Here is a 19,725-nt window from a genome sequence, read left to right on the forward strand (position 1 = left end):
CCAGCGCGAAAAGACGCGGAAGCCCCCAAAAATGTCGATTTTTGGGGGCTTTCGCGTCTGCTCGGCCTATTAGCCGAGGATCAGGCCCGATGTAGGCACACCGGTCCCGGCGGTCACCAGCACGTGCTCGACGCCATCGACCTGGTTGACCGAAGTGCCGCGCAGCTGGCGCACGCCCTCGGCGATGCCGTTCATGCCGTGGATGTAGGCCTCACCGAGCTGACCACCGTGGGTGTTGATCGGCAGCCGGCCGCCGAGCTCGATGGCGCCGCCGGCGATGAAGTCCTTGGCCTCGCCCTTGCCGCAGAATCCCAACTCTTCCAACTGGATCAGCGTGTAGGGGGTGAAGTGGTCGTAGAGCACCGCGGTCTGGATGTCGTCGGGCGTCAGACCCGACTGCGACCACAGCTGCTTGCCCACCAGACCCATCTCGGGCAGCCCGAGCTCCTCACGGTAGTAGGAGTACATGGTGAACTGGTCGGCCCCGGCGGCCTGCGCGGCTGCCTCGATGATCGCCGGACGGTGCTTGAGGTCGCGAGCCCGCTCCGGAGTGGTGACGACGATCGCCACCCCGCCGTCGCTCTCCTGACAGCAGTCCAGCAGCCGCAGCGGTTCGGCGATCCACCGCGAGTTCTGATGATCCTCGATGGTGATCGGCTTGCCGTAGAAGAACGCCTTCGGGTTGGTCGCCGCGTGCTTGCGGTCGGCCACCGACACCGCACCGAAATCCGCACTGGTGGCGCCGTATTCGTGCATGTAGCGCTGGGCGATCATCGCCACCGACGCCGCCGGGGTGCTCAGGCCGTGCGGGTACGACCAGCTGTACTCCACGCCGCGCGAGTCGGCGTTGACCGTCAAGCCGGTCATCACCTGTCCGAACCGGAACTCCGAGCGCTCGTTAAAAGCGCGGTACGCCACCACGACTTCGGCGACTCCCGTGGCCACCGCCAGGGCGGCCTGCTGCACCGTCGCGGCGGCGGCACCGCCACCGTAGCCGATCTGGGAGAAGAACTTCAGCTCACCGATCCCGGTGGCACGCGCGACGGCGGTCTCCAGGTTGGAGTCCATGGTGAAGGTGACCAGGCCGTCGACATCGGAGGGCTTCAGGCCCGCGTCGTCGAGAGCGTCGAGCACCGCCTCGGCAGCCAAGCGTAGTTCGCTGCGCCCGGACTCCTTGGAGAAGTCGGTCGCGCCGATTCCGGCGATAGCCGCCTTACCGGACAACATCAGGCCTCCCCGAGGGTGAGTGTGGCGGTGGCGATGACGTGGTCGCCAAGACTGTTGTTGCCCACGACTTTCACGGTGACCAGGCCGTCGTCCACCGCCGTCACCTCACCGGAGAAGGTGACGGTGTCGTAGGCGTACCACGGCACACCCAGCCGCAGCCCGATCGAACGGATCACCGCGTTGGACCCGGCCCAGTCGGTGATGTAGCGCTGCACCAGACCGGTATCGGTCAAGATGTTGACGAAGATGTCCTTGGAGCCCTTGGCCTGCGCCTTGTCCCGGTCGTGGTGCACGTCCTGGTAGTCGCGGGTGGCGATCGCCGTGGAGACGATGAAGGTCGGGTCCCCGTAGATCTTCAGCTCGGGCAGCTTGGTGCCCACGTCGACAGTCGCAGCGCTCATGCCCCGTCTCCTTCCACAGGCTCCCAGGCGTACAGAGACCACGCCGGACCGACATCGCTGGCAGGGAAATCGAGGAAGGTTGCGCGAACCGGCATTCCGATCTTGACCGCGGCAGCGTCGACGCCACGGAGCTCACCGAGCATCCGCACGCCCTCCTCCAGCTCGACCAGCGCGATCACGAACGGCAAGCTGCGGCCGGGAACCTTGGGCGCGTGGTGCACCACGTAGCTGAACACCGTTCCCTTGCCGCTGGAGACGACATAGTCGGTGGTCTCGGTCTTGTCCTTCCAGACCGCCGGGACGGGCGGGTGCTGCAGGCTGCCGTCCGGGCGGAGCTGGATGCGCAGCTCGTGTGCGGCCACCCCGTCCCAGAAGTACTGGGAGTCCCGCGACCATGACGGGCGCATCATCTTGTCGGGGTCGAGGTCCTCGGGCACCGCGGCTGAGGAGCCCGCGCTTTCCTTATCGGCGGGCAGGAACTTCAGGATGCGCCAATTCATGTCGGCCACGCATTCCGTGTCTTCGTCGCCGTTTACCCACCAACGGATCTTCTGGGTGACGAAGTAGCCCTCACCCAGGCCGGTCTTCTTGGGGCCGACGATGTCGGTCACCTCGGCGGTGACGCTGACTTCCTCGCCGGGACGCAGGTAGCGGTGGTAGGTCTGCTCACAGTTGGTGGCCACCACGCCGACATAGCCTGCGCCGTCGAACAGTTCCATGACTTTGCCGAGCGGGTCGTCGGCGGGGCGCTCCCCGCCCAGTCCCATCATGGTCCAGACCTGGATCATGGCCGGCGGAGCGACGATTCCGGGATGGCCAGCCGCCTGCGCGGCCGCCTCGTCGGTGTAGATCGGGTTGGCGTCGCCGATCGCGTCGACCCAATGCCGAATCATCGGCTGGTTCACCGGATCGCGGCCGGACCGTGGCTTGCTGCGGCCAGACGCCAGTATCTGCTCGATCCCGGAGGAAATGTCGGTCATCACCTCTCCTCGACTCATCGTGACACCCGCGGAACCTTCAGCCCAGAAGCGGCGATCATCTCGCGCATGACCTCGTTGACGCCGCCGCCGAAGGTGATCACCAGGTTGCGCTTGGCCATCTTGTCCAGCCAGACGAGGACTTCGGCGGTCTCGGGGTCCGCCGGGTTGCCGAATCTGCCGACGATCTCCTCAGCGAGGCGATTGACTTCCTGGATCCGTTCGGTGGAGAACACCTTGGTGGCCGCAGCGTCGGCGACGGCGATGTTCTCACCAGAGGCCGCCACCTGCCAGTTGAGCAACTCGTTGATACGCCAGATCGACTTGATCTGCGCCAGCAGGTGTTTCACGTCGTCGTGTTCGATCGGCGTAACGCCGTCCGAACCAGGCTTGGACGCCCAGCGGTGTACTTGGTCGTAGATGCCGGCGATGCGACCAGCCGGACCCAGACCGACGCGCTCGTGGTTGAGCTGAGTCGTGATGAGCTTCCAGCCACCGTTCTCCTCACCGACAAGCATGTCGGCGGGTACGTGCACGTCGTTGTAGTACGTCGCGTTGGTGTGATGGGCCCCATCGGACAGGATGATCGGAGTCCAGGAGTATCCGGGATCCTTCGTGTCGACGATGAGAATCGAGATGCCCTTGTGCTTGGCAGCGGCCGGGTCGGTTCGGCAGGCCAGCCAGATGTAGTCGGCGTCGTGGGCGCCCGTGGTCCACATCTTCTGCCCGTTGACGATGTATTCGTCACCGTGCTTGACCGCGGTGGTGCGCAGCGAGGCGAGATCGGTGCCGGCATCGGGTTCGGAGTAACCGATCGCGAAATGCACTTCGCCGGAAAGAATCCCAGGCAGGAACTTCTTCTTCTGCTCTTCGGTGCCGAGCAATTGCAGAGTCGGGCCGACGGTCTGCAAGGTGACCATCGGCAGTGGGAGGTCAGCCCTATTGGCTTCGTTGATGAAGATCTGCTGCTCGACGGGACCGAATCCCAGGCCGCCGTACTCCTTGGGCCAGCCGACGCCCAACTTGCCGTCGCTGCCCATCCGCTTAATCACGGCACGGTAGGCCTCGTTGTGCCGATCCGACTCCATCGCCTGCGCCTCTTCGGGCGTGATGAGGGTCGAGAAGTACTCGCGCAGTTCGGCTTGCAGCGCCCGCTGCTCGGGTGTCAGGTCGATGAACATTTACGCTCCCACCAAATCGAGGCGGTGCACGGGACCACCCAACAGCCGGGTCAAGTCTTTGATCGAGGAGTAGTAGCGGTCCATCGGGTAGGTGATGTCCATGCCCATACCGCCGTGCAGGTGGTGGCAGAGTCGCATGGCCGGTGCAGCCTGCGATGTCAGCCAGTAGCCCAGGATGCCGAGGTCTTCGCCGGCGTCCAGACCTTGAGCCAACCGCCAAATCGCTGATGTCGCCAGCAAGTCAATGGTCCGCGAAGCGATGTAGACCTCAGAAAGCTGAGCGGCCACGGTCTGGAACGTCGACAGGGGACGGCCGAACTGCTCGCGGGTGGCGACGTAGTCGGCGGTCAACCGCAGGGCGCCAGCCACCAGCCCGGCCGCGAACGCCCCGGTGGCGGCCAGCGCCAACTGGTTGACTCGGGCAACGCTGGCGCCGTCGAGAACGTCGGCGTCCTCAACCGCGACGTCGGCGAACGTCACCACGTATTCGTCGGATCCGTTGGAGGCCGGTGTCTTGGTGACCGTGACGCCCTCGGCGTCCGGGGCGACGACCACCACCGCCTTGTCAGCGGTGACGACCAACCACGTCGCCGTCTGCGCATAGGGGACACCGGTCTTGGTGCCGTTGAGCTTCCCGCCGGCAAAGCTGGTCGTGGGGTGCTCCGGCAGCTGTCGGCCAGGTTCGTTCAGCGCGGCCGAGAGCACCGCACCGGTGGGCACCCCCGCCAGATACCGGTCCTGCTGGCTCTCGGACGCCAGGTCCAGCAGCGGGATCAACCCCAGGCCCAACGTCGCCAGCGCAGGACCGATGGTGCCATGACGGCCGATCTCGGTCAGCGCGGTGGCCAACTCCGAGAGGCCCAGACCATCGCCGCCGAGTCGCTCCGGCACGCCGAGCGCCGCGACTCCGCCGGCTACCAGCGCATCCCAGTTGTTGTCTCGGTCGAGCACCGACGTCACCACATCGGCGACAGCCTGCTGCTCCGGGTTCGGTGTGAAATCCACCCGAATCCTCCTTGATTCGTCTAGGCCGTCAGTGTGCTCAGTGCGCGACCGGGCACGCACCCGAGTAGTCGACCGGCCAGTGCTTGATGCCGTTGAGCCAGCCGGACTTCAGCCGCTCCGGCTCTCCCATCGGCTTCAGGTCGGGCATGTGGTCGGCGACCGCGTTGAAGATCAGGTTGATGGTCAGGCGGGCCAGGTTGGCGCCGATGCAGTAGTGCGCCCCGGTGCCGCCGAAGCCGACGTGCGGGTTGGGGTCGCGAAGGATGTTGAAGGTGAACGGGTCGTCGAACACCTCCTCGTCGAAGTTGGCCGAACGGTAGGACATCACCACGCGGTCACCGGCCTTGATCTTGACGCCGTCGATCTCGGTGTCTTCGCTGGCCGTGCGCTGGAATGCCGAAACCGGGGTGGCCCAACGAATGATCTCGTCGACAGCGGTCTGCGGCCGTTCCCGCTTGAACAGCTCCCACTGGTCGGGGTTCTGCGAGAACGCGACCATGCCATGCGTAATCGAGTTGCGGCTGGTCTCGTTACCGGCAACCGCCAGCATGATGACGAAGAAGCCGAACTCGTCATCGCTGAGCTTCTCGCCGTCGATGTCGGCCTGGATCAGCTTGGTCACGATGTCGTCGGTGGGGTTCTTGCCCCGTTCCTCGGCCATCTTCATGGCGTAGGTGATGACCTCGAACGACGACATCGCCGGGTCGACGTCGGCGTACTCCGGGTCCTCGCCGGCGGTCATCTCGTTAGACCAGCGGAACAACTTGTCCCGGTCGTCCTGGGGCACACCGAGCAGTTCGGCGATGGCCTGCAGCGGCAGCTCGCAGGACACCTGCTCGACGAAGTCGCCGGTGTTGGACGCCGCGGCGGTCTGGGCGATCTTCTGCGCCCGCGCCTTCAGCTCGTCCTCCAGCCGCGAGAGCGCGCGGGGGGTGAAGCCCCGGGAGATGATCTTGCGCAGCCGGGTGTGGTGCGGCGCGTCCATGTTCAGCAGGACCGCGCGCTGCAGGTCGACGGCCTCGCGGGTCATCTCCTGCGGCCAGACCGGGATCGCGCCGTTCATCGCACTGGAGAAGACGTCGCTGCGCAGCGAGACGTCCTTGACGTCCTTGTGCTTGGTCACCAGCCAGTAACCCTTGTCGCCGAAGCCTCCGGTTCCGCCGGGAACGTCGACCCAACGCACCGGTTCGGACTTACGCAGCTCGGCGAGCTCCTTGACCGGGAGGCCCTTCAGGCTCATCTCGGAATCGAGGAAGTCGAAGTCGCTGGGGATGGCGGGGCAGCCCATGTGTCTACTCCTTGGGTGTTCTGTAGGTAACTGTGTGGGTTCGACGTTTGAACGATGAAGCGCTGAACAACGCCGTCTAGTGCCTGATTGCGACCATTGAAACACGGCCCGACCGCAGATCAAAGGCGCTGTCGCATCGTCGCTTGTCAGACTAATGAAACGTGTTCTAGCCTGGCCGCATGGGTAATCCTGTCATCGTCGAAGCCACACGCAGCCCCATCGGTAAACGTAATGGCTGGTTGTCCGGCCTGCACGCCACCGAACTGCTCGGGGCGGTGCAGAAGGCGTTGGTCGCGAAGGCCGGCATCGACCCGGGCAGTGTCGAGCAGGTCATCGGCGGCTGCGTCACGCAGTTCGGCGAGCAGGGCAACAACGTCACCCGGCAGTCCTGGCTGGTGGCCGGGCTGCCCGAGCATGTCGGCGCCACCAGCATCGACTGCCAGTGCGGCAGCGCCCAGCAGGCCAACCACCTGATCGCCGGCCTGATCGCGACCGGCGCCATCGACATCGGCATCGCCTGCGGCATCGAGGCGATGAGCCGCGTCCCGCTGGGCGCCAACGGCGGCGGCGCCCGCGCAGCGTCCTGGGACATCGACCTGCCCAACCAGTTCGAGGCGGCCGAGCGCATCGCCAAGCGCCGGGGCATCACCCGCGCCGACGTGGACGCACTGGGGCTGCGGTCCCAGCAGCTGGCCAAACAGGCCTGGGCCGAGGGCCGGTTCGACCGGGAGATCTCCCCGATCGAGGCCCCGGTGATCGACGAGAACAAGCAGCCCACCGCCGAGCTGAACACCGTCAGCCGCGACCAGGGCCTGCGCGACACCACGGCCGAGGGCCTCGCGGCGCTGAACCCCGTCATGGAGGGCGGCATTCACACCGCCGGTACCTCGTCGCAGATCTCCGACGGCGCGGCCGCGGTGCTGTGGATGGATGAAGACAAGGCGAGGGCCTTGGGCCTCAAGCCGCGCGCGCGCATCGTCAGCCAGGCCAACGTCGGCTCCGAGACCTACTACCACCTGGACGGCCCGGTGCAGTCCACCGCGAAGGTGCTGGAGAAGGCCGGCATGAAGATCGGTGACATCGACCTGGTCGAGATCAACGAGGCGTTCGCCTCGGTGGTGTTGTCCTGGGCAGCGGTGCACAAGCCGGACATGGATCGGGTCAACGTCAACGGCGGGGCGATCGCGCTGGGCCACCCGGTGGGTTCCACCGGCAGCCGGCTGATCACCACGGCGCTGCACGAGCTCGAGCGCACCGACAAGTCGACCGCGCTGATCACCATGTGTGCCGGCGGAGCGCTGTCCACCGGCACCATCATCGAGCGCATCTAGTGGCTTCGGTTCCGGAGAACGACCGCATCGCGGCGGCCCAGGCCTACATCGACGCGCTGGTCAGTCACGACGCTTCGGCGGTCCGATTCAGCCCGGACTGCGTCCGGATCGAGGTCGGACTCAAGACCGGTTTCTCGGGAAATCATCTGCGCCGCAGCCTCAACCGCGGTCCGCAGTTCCGGTTGATCTCGGCGGCCACGTTGCCGAAGTACAGCATCGACGGCGACGATGTGCGGGCGGTCTACGACATCATCACCAAGCCGTCGCTGTTCGGGGTCCGGGTCTGCTCGCATGTCGACGAGGTTTTCCGGATCCCCGCTGACAGCCCGGACGGCACCGCCGTGATCCACCACATCCGCGCGGGGATTCGTCCGTTCATCCACCGTTAGAGTGAGCCAGTGAGCAACCCAGACACACCAGAGAAGCCGAAGTCGCTGGATTCGCCGGTCACCGGGACGGTGATCAAGTGGATGTCGCGGGCCAACACCTGGGCCTACAAGGCAACCGGCGGCCGGGTGGGCGGTAAATGGCGGTTGGGCACCAAGCACTTCGGCGAGGTTCCCGAGGTCGGCATTCTCACCACCACCGGACGCAAGTCGGGTCAGCCGCGGGAATCCCCGCTGTTGTTCCTGCGCGAGGGTGACCGGGTGATCCTGGTGGCTTCCCAGGGCGGGCGCGCCACCAACCCGATGTGGTACCTGAACCTGAAGGCCAACCCGCAGGTGTCATTCCGGATCCGCAGCGAGGTGCTGTCGTTGCGTGCTCGCGACGCCAGCGAGGCCGAGCGGGCCGCCTATTGGCCCAAGCTCGACAAGATGTACCCCGACTTCGTCAACTACCGGGCCTGGACTGATCGGGAGATCCCGATCGTCATCTGCGAGCCCTAACAGCGATCTCGCGCAGGCTGCGCGCCAAACCAGCCGACGACGAGAGCCCCGCACACCCGGCGTGCGGGGCTCTCGTCGTCGGAACGCCTAGGGCGTCTTGCCGTTCGTACCGGTCGCACCGTTGGTGCCGCCGGTTCCACCGGTGGCGCCGGCACCGCCGTTGATTGCACCGGCATTGGTGCCGATGGACCCCGGACCGGTCGGCAGGTTCGGGGTGACGACCGTGCCACCAGAGCCGCCGCTACCGCCGACACCGCTGGTCGTGCCGGTGCCACCATTGCCGCCGTTGCCGCCCTTGCCGCCCTGCACGTTGTTGACCGCGCCGGAGGTGCTGGTGGTCCCGTTGCTGATCGACGACGGAGGCGCTCCCTTACCGGTCCAGCCCCAGCGGATGTTGCTGCCGTCACCGCCCTTGCCACCGGCACCGCCGTCACCGCCGGTACTGCCGGCCCCGACACCCGCGCCACCATTGCCACCGGTGCCGCCCGCACCGCCGTTGGAGCCGGCGGCGTACTGATCGCTGCCACCCCTACCGCCAGCACCACCGTCGCCGCCAACGAATCCGGTGCCACCGTTGCCACCGGCGCCACCGGCACCGGTGACGTTGGCCGGCGCGCCCGCGTTGGAGTTTCCGGCGGAGTCGACGTAGCCCAGCGGGCTGAGGTTGCCGCTGCTGCCACCGTTGCCGCCGGCACCACCGTCGCCGCCGTTGCCCGCGTGGCCAGCAGCTCCCAGCGTCGTACCGGCGCCAGCCGCGCCGCCGTTGCCGCCGACGCCACCGGCACCACCGGTTGCCCCGACGCCGATGTTGTGACCCTGCAACGGGTAACCCTCGGCTCCGTGGGTGGTGTAGCCGCCGTTGCCGCCATCGTTGCCGGCGCCGCCCTTGCCGCCGTTGCCGCCGTTGGAGCCCATGCCGGTGGTACCGCCACCGGCCCCACCTGCGCCACCGTTACCGCCGGTGCCGCCGGCCCCGCCGACAGTTCCGTTGCTGGCAGCGGCGTTGTACTCCGTGGTCGCCTTCCCGTCGGTGCCCCGGGCGCCGTTGCCCGCGTCACCGCCGTTGCCGGCCACACCGCCGTTGCTGTCGGCGCCCGCCGTTCCGTTGGCCGCGCTACCGCCCGCCCCGCCGTTGCCGGCATTGCCGCCGGCCCCGCCGTTGCCGCCCTTGCCGCCCGCAGTCGTGGCGTTGGCTCCGGTACCGCCGTTGCCGCCGGAGCCGGCCTTACCGGCGTTGCCACCGGTGTCGGTCGCGCCCGCACCGGCCTTGCCGCCGTCACCGGCGTTGCCGCCGTTGCCGCCGGCAGAGCCGCTGGAGCCACCGGTAGTCGCGTTGTTGCCGGTACCACCGTTGCCGCCACTACCACCGGCACCGCCGTTACCGAGCGCACCGGCGCTGCCGCCCTTACCGCCGGCACCGCCGTTCTGGCCGATGCCGCTGGCCAGAGTGGTTCCGGTGCCGCCGTCGCCGCCCTTACCACCGTTGCCACCGGCTGTACCGGCCGCACCCGCCGCACCGTTGGCGGCCGACTGCCCGCCGCCGCTGTCGCCACCGGCGCCTGCGGTGCCCGCTGCACCCCGGTTGCCGCCGGCGCCGCCGGCGCCACCGACGCCCGCGGTCGCTCCGGTGCCGCCACCGAGGCCCTTACCGCCGGCACCGCCGTTACCGGCGTTACCGCCGCTGCCGGCGTTTCCACCGACGCCACCGGCACCGTGGTGGTTGGCCGTTCCGTTGCTGGCGGTGCCGCTCGCACCACCGGCGCCACCGGCGCCGCCATTGCCGCCCTTGCCGCCGCTCGTGCCGTCACCGCCGGTACCGCCGGCGGCACCGGCCACCGTGGCATCCGCGCCGGCCTTGCCGTCCGCGCCACTGCCACCGTTGCCGGCGTTGCCGCCCTGGCCGCCGACGCCGCCGCTGGCCGCCACCGCGCCGCGGTCACCACCGGCGCCACCGACGCCACCCTGGCCACCGTTGCCGCCGCTGGCCGAGCTGCCGTCCGCCTGGGTGAAGCCATTGCCACCCCGACCACCGGCACCACCGTCAGCACCCTGGCCATCGGCCGCTCGCGTGGAACCGTCGGCCTGCAGACCTCCGACGCCACCGCTGCCGCCCTTGCCACCGTTACCACCCGTGCCGCCGTTGGGGTTAGCCGAGCTGCTGGCATCGGTACCGGCGGCACCCTGACCGCCCTTGCCGCCGGCGCCACCGACACCGGCGTTGCCGTTGGTCCCGCTGCTGGCCGATCCGGTGCCGGTTCCGGCCTTGCCGCCGATACCGGCGTTGCCGCCGTTACCGCCGTCATGGCCCGCTCCGCCGGCGCCGTTGTTCACACCCGAAACCCCGGCACTGCCTGCGGCACCGGTAGCACCCGCGCCACCGTTGCCGGCGTTGCCGCCCGCGCCGGCAGCACCCACGCTGCCCGTCGAGGAACCGGTACCACCGACACCGCCGTTACCGCCGACGCCACCGTTGCCACCGTTACCGCCGTTGCCGTCACCGGTGGCAAACGACCCGGCCGCACCGTCAATACCGTTGCCGCCCTTACCGCCGGCACCGCCGTTGCCACCGGCCCCGGTGGCAGCCCGGTCAACACCGTTGACCTCCAAGCCGCCCAGGCCACCGTTGCCGCCCTTGCCGCCGTTGCCACCGGCGACACCATTGACGTCAGCGGCGGTGCCGTCGGTACCATCGGTGCCCCGGGCGCCGTTGCCACCGTTACCACCGATACCGGCTGAACCGTCGGTGCCGTTGTCGGCGTGCTGGCCGCCACCGCTGTCGCCACCGGCTCCGCCCTTACCGGCGTTGCCACCGGCGCCGCCGTTCTGCCCGTCGCCGCCACCGGTGCTTCCGCTGGCACCGTCGGCGCCGTTGCCGCCGTTGCCGCCGTTGCCACCAAGCCCGCCGACACCGTGGTCACCTGCCGTGTGTCCGGTACCTGCGACACCGCCGTTGCCGCCGGCGCCACCGTTACCGCCGTTGCCACCGTCGGCACCGGGCGTCGAGCCGTTGAGACCGTTGTAGCCGTTACCACCGGCGCCACCGTCACCACCGCTGCCGCCGTCGCCCTGGTTGAGCTGCGTTCCGTTGCCGGCGAAACCACCGGCACCGCCGTTACCGCCGGCACCACCGTTACCGCCGGCTGTTCCGTCGATGTTGCCGGCCTTGCCGTTACCACCGATGTAGCCGCGGCCACCGTCGGCACCGTCGCCACCGATGCTGCCGTTGCCGGCCTGCCCGGCGGCACCAGTCGTGCCATCGCCGTTGTCGCCACCGGCACCTGCCGCGCCGGCGTTACCGCCGGCGCCACCGGCGCCACCGTTACCGCCGTCGAGGTGGCTCGCGGTCCCGTTAGCGCCCTTGCCGCCGTTACCGGCGCTACCGGCGTTGCCACCGTTCCCGCCGGTACCGCCAGCGCCGTGCACGCCGTCAGTCGCACCGTTGAGGCCGATACCGGCGTTGCCGCCTGCCGCACCGGCGCCGCCGGCGCCGCCGTTTCCGGCGTTGCCGCCTTGGCCACCGTCACCGTTGTCGCCACCGGCGAAGGTGCCGGTAGCGCCCTTGGCGCCATCGCCGCCGTCACCACCGTTGCCACCGTTGCCGCCTAAGCCACCGCTGCCGGCGTGGTAACCGACTCCGCTGCCGGCACCGCCGTCGCCGCCCTTACCGCCGGCTCCACCGGCCTGGCCGTCGCCGCCGGCCTCACCGGGCTGGGTTCCGCTGCCGCCGTTGGCGCCGTTGGGGCCGTTCGGGCCCGGCAGGCCATCACCGCCGTACCCACCGTTGCCACCGTTGCCCTCACCCGTGGCGCTGCCACCCTGGCCGCCGTCCCCGCCGTGCTGGCCGCCGTCGCCGCCGTTGCCGGCGTTACCGCCGTCACCGGTCTGCGTGCCACCGGCACCACCGTCACCGCCGTTGCCGCCGTCACCGGTCTGGCCGTTACCGCCGTCGCCGGCGTTACCGCCGTCGCCGTTGGCGCCAGCGTCGCCGCCACCACCGCCGGCGCCGCCGTTGTGGTCGCCGTTGCCGCCATTGCCGCCGTTGCCGCCGTTGCCGGTGTCGGTGCCACCGGCACCACCGGTACCACCGGACCCACCGTTGGAGTTGTCGCCGTGGCCGTCGCCACCGTTACCGGCGTTGCCGCCGTTGCCGTGGCTGCCGGCGTCGCCACCGTTACCGCCATTGCCGCCGTCGCCGTTGGGGTTGGTGTAGCCGTTACCGCCGTCACCGCCATCTCCTGACGGCGAGCCTTCGGCGCCGTCGCCGCCGTCGCCGCCGGCAGTGCCAGTACCACCGGCACCACCGGTTCCGGCGCCACCACCGGACCCACCGGATCCGGCGTTGCCGGTGTCGCCACCCTTGCCGCCGTTGCCACCGTCGGGGTTGGTGGCGTCGCCATCGGCGCCCTTGCCGCCGTTGCCGGCCGAACCGGCGTTACCGCCGGCGCCGCCGTCGCCGCCATTGCCGTTGTTGCCGGCGTTGCCGTTGCTGGCACCGCCGCCGCTGCCGCCGGTACCGCCGGCGCCGCCGGTACCACCCGAGCCACCGTTGCTACCGATCCCGCCGTCGGCGCCGGGCGTGGTGGCGTCGTCACCGTCCGCTCCGGAACCACCGTTACCGGCGCTGCCTCCGCTGCCGGCGTTACCACCGCCACCACCGTTGCCCACGACCGAACCACCGGCACCACCAGCGCCACCGTTGCCACCGGCACCACCGTTGGTGCCGTCGCCACCGGCCTGCGACGGGTCAGTGCTGTTGCTGCCGTCGGTGCCGTCAGAGCCCGAACCACCGTTGCCGCCCTGTCCACCGTTGCCGTGGTCACCGGCGTTGCCACCGGCGCCACCGTTGCCACCGGCGGTGCCGGGAGCCGCGTTCGGGTCGGTCGAGGCGTCGTAGCCGTTACCGCCGGCGCCACCGTCACCACCGGCGCCCGATGTGCCGTCGGCGCCGTCGGTGCCGGCCGTGCCTCCGGTACCGCCGCTGCCCGCCGAACCGCCGGTCGCGCCCTGGCCGATGGCGCCGTTGTTGCCGCCGGCACCACCCGTGCCGCCGTCGGGGCTTTCGGCGTCGCCGTCGGCGCCCTTGCCGCCATTGCCACCGACGCCGGCGTTGCCGCCATTTCCGCCATTACCGCCGTCGCCGTTGGCGCCCGCGGAACCATTGGTGGCCGAGCCGCCGTTGCCGCCGGTGCCGGCCTTGCCGCCGGCTCCCGCGTCGCCACCGACGCCGCCGTTACCACCGTCCTGGCCGGGGTCGGTTGCGTCGGCACCGTTGGCGCCCGAGCCGCCGGAGCCACCGTTGCCACCGTTGCCGGCCAGGCCTCCAGCGCCGCCGTCACCGGTGACGGAGCCGCCCTTGCCGCCGGCACCACCGTTGCCGCCGGAGCCGCCGGCCGTACCGGCGCCACCGCCGTTGCCGTTACCGTCACCGTCGGTGCCACTGCCGTTCGCACCGGCGCTGCCGTCGGTGCCGCTACCGCCGTTGCCGCCCAGACCGCCGTTGCCGTGGTCACCGGCGTCACCACCGGCACCACCGTTGCCACCAGAGGTCCCCGGTGCCGCGTTCGGGTCGGTGGAGGCGTCGTAGCCGTCGCCGCCGGTGCCGCCGTTGCCCTGGGAGCCGGAGGGAATGCCCCCGTCTTGGCCGTCCGAACCGTGGGTCAGGCCGCTGCCGCCAGTGCCACCGGCACCACCGGTGGCGGCGTTACCGCCCTGGCCACCATTGCCACCGTCGGGGTTTTCCGCGGTGCCGTGCGCACCGGCGCCGCCGTCTCCGGCCTTGCCGGAATCGGCGCCATTGCCCGCGTTGCCGCCGGCACCCTCGGTGCCCGCCTTGCCGTGGGCGGAGCTACCGCCGGCACCGCCAGCCCCGCCGTCGCCACCGGAACCACCGGTGCCGGCGCTGCCACCCGCACCGCCGGTGCCGTCTCCGCCGTTGTCGAACGTGCCGTCCGCACCGTTGGCGCCATTGCCACCGACACCACCGTCGGCGCCGCCACCACCGGCTCCACCGTTACCGCCGTCACCGGCGATCGATCCGCCGGCACCGCCGGCACCACCGGTGCCGCCTTTACCGCCCGACCCGCCGGCCTGACCGGCGTCGCCCGGGTTCTCACCGTTGTCTCCGGCACCACCGGCGGCACCGTTGCCGGCGTTGCCACCGTTACCGCCGTTGCCGTGGTCACCGGCGGCACCACCGGCACCGCCGTTGCCGCCGTTCGTGCCGGGTGCGGCGGTCGGGTCGGACGCGGCGTCGTAGCCGGCTCCACCGTTTCCTCCGTTACCGCCGCTGCCGGGGGTGTTGCCGGCCTGCCCGTTGTTGCCCGTGGTCGCACCGGATCCGCCGGTTCCGCCGCCGCCGCCGACACCGACGTTGCCGCCGTGGCCGCCCGCGCCGCCGTCGGGGTGGGCCGCTGTGCCGTCGATACCATCGCCGCCGTCGCCGGGAGCACCGCCGTTGCCGCCGTTGCCCGCATTGCCGCCGGCCCCGGTGGTGCCGCCACCGGCACCGCCGTTGCCACCGGTTCCGCCGCCACCGCCGTTACCGCCCGCGGATCCGTCCGCGTGGTCGATGTAGCCGTTGCTGCCGTCGAAGCCGGCACCGCCCTTACCGCCATTACCGCCGAGGCCGCCGTTGCCATCGGTCGCGTGGCCGCCACCGACTTCTTGGCCGCCGGCGCCACCCGCACCACCGGTACCGCCGTTGCCGCCGGCGGTGCCGTCGACGTTGTCCCGGTCGCCGTTGGCGCCATCCATGCCGGCGCCACCCGCGCCACCGTTACCGCCGGTGCCGGCAGCACCGTTGCCGCCGTTGACACCCTGCTGACCGCCGCCGGAGTCACCGCCCTTACCGCCGGCCCCGGCGTTGCCGCCGTTACCACCGGCGCCACCGTCGTAGCCACCCACGTGCTCGGCGTCTCCGTTGGCACCGTTGGACCCGTCGGCACCGTTACCGCCGTTACCGCCGTTGCCGCCGGCACCGCCGACGCCGTGATCACCGGTGAGCGCGCCCGTGCCGCCGACACCACCGGAGCCACCGTCACCACCGGTACCGCCGGATTGGCCGTTGCCGCCCGGGTTGGTGCCGTTGGCACCGTTGAAGCCGCTACCACCACGGCCACCGGCACCACCGGCGCCGCCGTTGCCGTCGGTCGCCTGTGTGGAGCCGTCAGCCTGCAGGCCGCCCTTGCCGCCGTTGCCGCCGGCACCGCCGGCTGCGCCCGACGTGCCGTTGATGTTGCTTGCGGTGCCGTTGACGCCGTCCAGACCGGTGCCACCAGCACCCCCGTTACCGCCCTGACCTGCGATACCGGAACTTCCGCCGGCAGCGGTGTTTCCGCCGCCGCTGTCGCCGCCGGCACCACCCTTGCCGGCGTTGCCACCGGCACCGCCGTCCTGCCCGGCGTAGCCGGCCTGGTGCTGTGCGTCGCCGTTGGCACCGTTTGCGCCGTCCGCGCCGGCACCACCATTGCCGGCGTTGCCACCGACACCACCGGCGCCGTGGGCGCCGGTCTGGGTGCCGGTGCCGCCGACGCCGCCGGCCCCACCAGTACCACCGTTGCCACCGCGGGTGCCGTCAGCACCCGGCTCGTCACCGTTGGTGCCGTTGATGCCGTTGCCGCCGCGACCGCCCTGGCCACCGGCACCACCGTTGCCGGTCGTGGCGTGTGAGCCGTCGGTGTTCAGACCACCAGCGCCGCCGGTTCCGCCGGTTCCGCCGGCACCGCCGGCGGTGCCGTCGGGGTTTTGGGTGGTGCCGTTGGTGCCGTCGAGTCCGGTGCCGCCTGCCCCGCCGTTGCCGCCAACACCGGCGGTGCCGTCGCTGCCGTGGGCGGCGGTGGTGCCGTTACCACTGTCGCCGCCGGTACCGCCGGTGCCGGCGTTGCCGCCCTTGCCGCCGTCTTGTCCGGCATATCCGCTGGTGTGGTTGGCATCGCCGTTGGCGCCGTTAGCACCATCAGCGCCGGCACCACCATTGCCCGCGTTGCCACCGACACCACCAACACCGTGGACACCAGTGCTCGAGCCGGTCCCGCCGACGCCACCAGCGCCACCGGCGCCACCATTGCCACCGCGGGTGCCATCAGCACCCGGGGTAGCCCCATTAGTGCCGTTAAAGCCACTACCACCACGGCCACCAGCACCACCAGCACCGCCAGCACCCTGCTCAGCGCTAGTCACACCATCGGCTTGCAGGCCACCTTGACCACCGTTACCGCCCGCACCCCCGGCACCACCAGCAGTCCCATCAGGGTTTTGGGCGTTGCCGTTGAGACCATCGAGGCCGGTACCACCCAGGCCCCCGGCACCGCCCTTCCCGGCGGCCCCATCGCTACCGTTGGCGGCGGTGGTGCCGCCACCACTGTCACCACCAGCACCACCGATACCGGCGTTGCCGCCGGCGCCACCGTCTTGCCCGGCATACCCGGCCGTGTGCTCGGTGGTGCCGTTCGCGCCGTTGGCCCCGTTAGCGCCGTTGCCACCATTGCCGGCGTTACCACCGACCCCGCCAGCACCGTGAGCACCCTCGATCGTGCCGGTACCCCCGGCACCGCCGGCACCACCAGCACCGCCATTGCCACCACGGGTGCCCTCAGAGCCCGGGTCATCACCGTTAGCGCCGTTGAGGCCGTTACCGCCGCGGCCACCGGCGCCACCGGCACCACCATTACCGGTCGCGGCTTGCGTGGTGCCGTCGGCCTCTAGGCCGCCCTGGCCGCCGTTTCCGCCGGCGCCACCGGCGGCGCCGGCCGTGCCATCAGGGTTCTCGACGGTGCCATTGACCCCATCAAGACCCGTACCACCGCGGCCACCGTGACCACCAATCCCGGCGACCCCATCAGCACCACTGGCCGAGGCGCTGCCACCACCACTGTCACCGCCGGCACCACCTTTGCCGGCGTTGCCACCATGGCCGCCGTCTTGGCCGGCGAACCCGCCCGCATGCTCGGCATCACCATCGGCGCCGTCGCCACCATCAGCACCGTGACCACCATTACCACCATTGCCGCCCAGGCCACCGACACCGTGAGCACCGTCGATCGAGCCGTGCCCACCGGCACCGCCGTTGCCGCCGGTACCCCCATCACCCGCATGGGTGCCGTCCCCACCCGGGACCGCACCGTTGACACCGTTGAACCCATTACCGCCGGCGCCACCATCACCACCAGCACCACCCACACCTTGGGCGGCCTGCGACCCATCCGCGAGCACACCCCCGACACCACCATCACCACCGGCACCACCGTGGCCACCCGCAGTGCCATTAATAGCCTCGGCGACACCATTAGTGCCCAAGAAACCGTTACCACCGGCACCACCATTGCCGCCGGTACTGCCCGCACCATCGAGCCCGTCAGCACCCGTGCCGGTGCCGTCACCGTTGGTGCCGCCGATGCCGCCGGCACCGAAGTCCCCACCCTTGCCGCCGGCACCACCATCACCGGCATCCGGGTGCTCGGCGCTGCCGGCCGCACCCGCACCACCGGCACCCGCGGTCCCGGCGTTGCCACCATCACCAGCCGCCCCGCCCGCACCCGCGCTACCGGCGGTGCCATGCGCCGCAGTACCGGCCGCACCCCCGGCACCACCATTACCGCCGGCCCCACCACTACCGGCGTCACCACCGGCACTACCCGTGCCATCACCGCCATTAGCGAACGAACCGGTGGCGCCATCAGCGCCGGAGCCCCCGCCTCCCCCGGCCGCGCCCTTACCCCCAGCACCACCGTTGCCGGCGTTACCGGCCACCGCACCACCGGAGCCGCCGGCACCACCATTGCCGCCATGGCCACCATTGCCACCGGAGATCCCCGAGCCACCCGCCGTGCTGGCATCAGCACCAGCAAGACCGGTGAAGCCATTACCGCCCACACCACCAGTGGCGCCGTTGCCGTGCGCACCACCATCACCACCGGCACCGGCATTACCCCCGGCGGCGCCATCACCATTAGCCAACACCCCGGTGCCGTTGCCGCCGTTACCGCCGACCCCACCATGGCCACTGATCCCCGTCGGGACCAGACCATCAGCACCCGGACGCCCGGCGTTGCCCCACATCCAGGACATGAACTTCTCACCGGCAGCACCACCAGCACCGGCGATCGTGCCGACCTGCCCACCCGCGCCACCATCGCCACCATTACCGCCACCAAGGGCACCGTCACCACCAAGGCCACCAGCACCACCATCACCAGCTAAGCCCGCATTACCGCCCACACCGCCATCACCGGCAGCACCGAAATGCCCACCCACACCCCCAACACCACCACGACCCCCGACGCCACCATCGCCACCCGCCCCACCGACACCACCATTGCCCCCCAGAGCATCGACACTGACCCCGCCGCCACCACCGGCGCCACCGGTGCCACCAGTGCCCCCGACACCACCAGCACCCCCGAGACCACCAATACCCAGCACGAAGCCGGCCGCACCCCCGGCGCCACCATTGCCACCCAGGCCACCAGTGAGGCCCTCGGCGCCCGCAGTGCCATTAAGGGCACCCAGCACCCCATCAACCCCGGCCACACCGGTCGTGCCCGCCGCGCCCGCACCCCCAGCACCACCAGTGCCACCAAACCCGAACAGGCTGATCACATCACCGCCGGCACCACCATTACCGCCAGCAACCAACACATCCAGTGACGCCCCACCCGCACCGCCGGTGCCGCCATCACCGAACAACCAACCCCCCGCACCCCCAGCGCCACCATCGCCACCATCGGCACCCACACCACCAGTGCCGCCATTGCCGAACAAGCCCGCAGCACCACCGGCACCCCCCACCCCGCCAGCGATCCCAGCCACCCCCGCAGCACCAGCACCACCATCACCAAACAAAAACCCGCCATCACCAAGGTTGCCGAACCACCCCGACGACCCCAACAACGAATCATTGGCCCCGGCGAAGCCATCAACACCGTTACCGATCAACTCCCGACCGAACAAGTCCACAAACGGCTGATTGATCAAGTCCAAAAACTGCTGGTTACCAGCAATAAAGTCCTGCGTCAGGTTGTACAACGGCAGATACAAGTCATCGTGATAGAACGACGCCACCGCCAGATCGAACTGCTCAAACGCGTCGAACAAGAAGTTGCCCGCATCCGCCGCCCCCGGATCGGCCCACCCCGACCACAACACCGAACCCGGATCGGTCAACTCCGACCAAAACACCGGATCCAACAAATCAAAACCATCCGCCGACGCCACCGGCACCGTCGGCCCCACCCCAACCCCCAAAAACGCCGCCACAACACTCGACGCACCCACCACACCCCGACCCGACGAACGAACAAATTTGCTAGACATCCGACGGCTCATGGCGACCCTCTCATAATTTCCACTAAGCATTCGCGCAGGTTCGAATTATGGCCGTCTGTTCACTTATCGCAAACTCAGGCATTGCCTATGTGGCCGAAACCGCATC

At 70.0% G+C, this 19,725-nt stretch carries 10 protein-coding genes; 3 read left to right on the top strand and 7 right to left on the bottom strand.

Going from position 1 to position 19,725, the window contains the following annotated elements; translation table 11 throughout:
* Positions 1–69: 69 nt before the first annotated feature.
* From ltp2 to MJO54_RS20790, 6 genes are read right to left on the bottom strand one after another with little or no spacing between them, the layout of a single operon-like run.
* Complete coding sequence (ltp2, locus tag MJO54_RS20765) at positions 70–1,227, bottom strand: 17-hydroxy-3-oxo-4-pregnene-20-carboxyl-CoA lyase (protein WP_046283408.1); 1,158 nt, start codon at positions 1,225–1,227, stop codon at positions 70–72.
* Positions 1,227–1,628: a MaoC family dehydratase gene (locus tag MJO54_RS20770; RefSeq protein ID WP_046283409.1), complete on the bottom strand. Its 402-nt coding sequence runs from the start codon at positions 1,626–1,628 to the stop codon at positions 1,227–1,229. Before MJO54_RS20770 ends, ltp2 begins: the two co-directional genes overlap by 1 nt.
* Positions 1,625–2,608 carry a bifunctional MaoC family dehydratase N-terminal/OB-fold nucleic acid binding domain-containing protein gene (locus MJO54_RS20775; RefSeq protein ID WP_240175405.1) on the bottom strand — a complete coding sequence of 328 codons (984 nt, stop codon included), beginning with the start codon at positions 2,606–2,608 and terminating at the stop codon, positions 1,625–1,627. Before MJO54_RS20775 ends, MJO54_RS20770 begins: the two co-directional genes overlap by 4 nt.
* 14 nt (positions 2,609–2,622) lie before the next feature.
* Positions 2,623–3,786, bottom strand: coding sequence for an acyl-CoA dehydrogenase FadE29 (fadE29, locus tag MJO54_RS20780; RefSeq protein ID WP_240175406.1), 1,164 nt, complete (start codon positions 3,784–3,786; stop codon positions 2,623–2,625).
* The gene (locus tag MJO54_RS20785) at positions 3,787–4,791 is read right to left on the bottom strand and encodes an acyl-CoA dehydrogenase family protein (protein ID WP_046283412.1); all 1,005 of its coding nucleotides are present in this window, start codon (positions 4,789–4,791) and stop codon (positions 3,787–3,789) included.
* Positions 4,792–4,828: 37 nt separating this feature from the next.
* A complete protein-coding gene (locus MJO54_RS20790) occupies positions 4,829–6,079 on the bottom strand; it encodes a cytochrome P450 (protein ID WP_046283413.1) in 1,251 nt (416 codons plus the stop codon).
* 179 nt (positions 6,080–6,258) lie between these two features.
* Here MJO54_RS20790 and MJO54_RS20795 point away from each other — a divergent pair, with 179 nt between their 5' ends.
* The 3 genes from MJO54_RS20795 to MJO54_RS20805 are packed head-to-tail and all read left to right on the top strand — an operon-like array spanning position 6,259 to position 8,297.
* Positions 6,259–7,410, top strand: a complete 1,152-nt coding sequence (locus MJO54_RS20795; protein ID WP_065153194.1) for a steroid 3-ketoacyl-CoA thiolase — start codon at positions 6,259–6,261, stop codon at positions 7,408–7,410.
* Positions 7,410–7,799 carry a DUF8021 domain-containing protein gene (locus tag MJO54_RS20800; protein ID WP_064889302.1) on the top strand — a complete coding sequence of 130 codons (390 nt, stop codon included), beginning with the start codon at positions 7,410–7,412 and terminating at the stop codon, positions 7,797–7,799. The genes MJO54_RS20795 and MJO54_RS20800 overlap by 1 nt, the downstream gene beginning before the upstream one ends.
* 9 nt (positions 7,800–7,808) lie before the next feature.
* Complete coding sequence (locus MJO54_RS20805) at positions 7,809–8,297, top strand: nitroreductase family deazaflavin-dependent oxidoreductase (protein WP_046283416.1); 489 nt, start codon at positions 7,809–7,811, stop codon at positions 8,295–8,297.
* Between the two features lie 87 nt (positions 8,298–8,384).
* Here the strand turns inward: MJO54_RS20805 and MJO54_RS20810 are convergent, their stop codons facing one another.
* A complete protein-coding gene (locus tag MJO54_RS20810; protein ID WP_240175407.1) occupies positions 8,385–19,607 on the bottom strand; it encodes a hypothetical protein in 11,223 nt (3,740 codons plus the stop codon).
* Positions 19,608–19,725: the final 118 nt, after the last annotated feature.

This window comes from Mycolicibacter virginiensis, from assembly GCF_022374935.2.
In the GTDB taxonomy this organism is placed as follows: Bacteria; Actinomycetota; Actinomycetes; order Mycobacteriales; family Mycobacteriaceae; genus Mycobacterium; species Mycobacterium virginiense.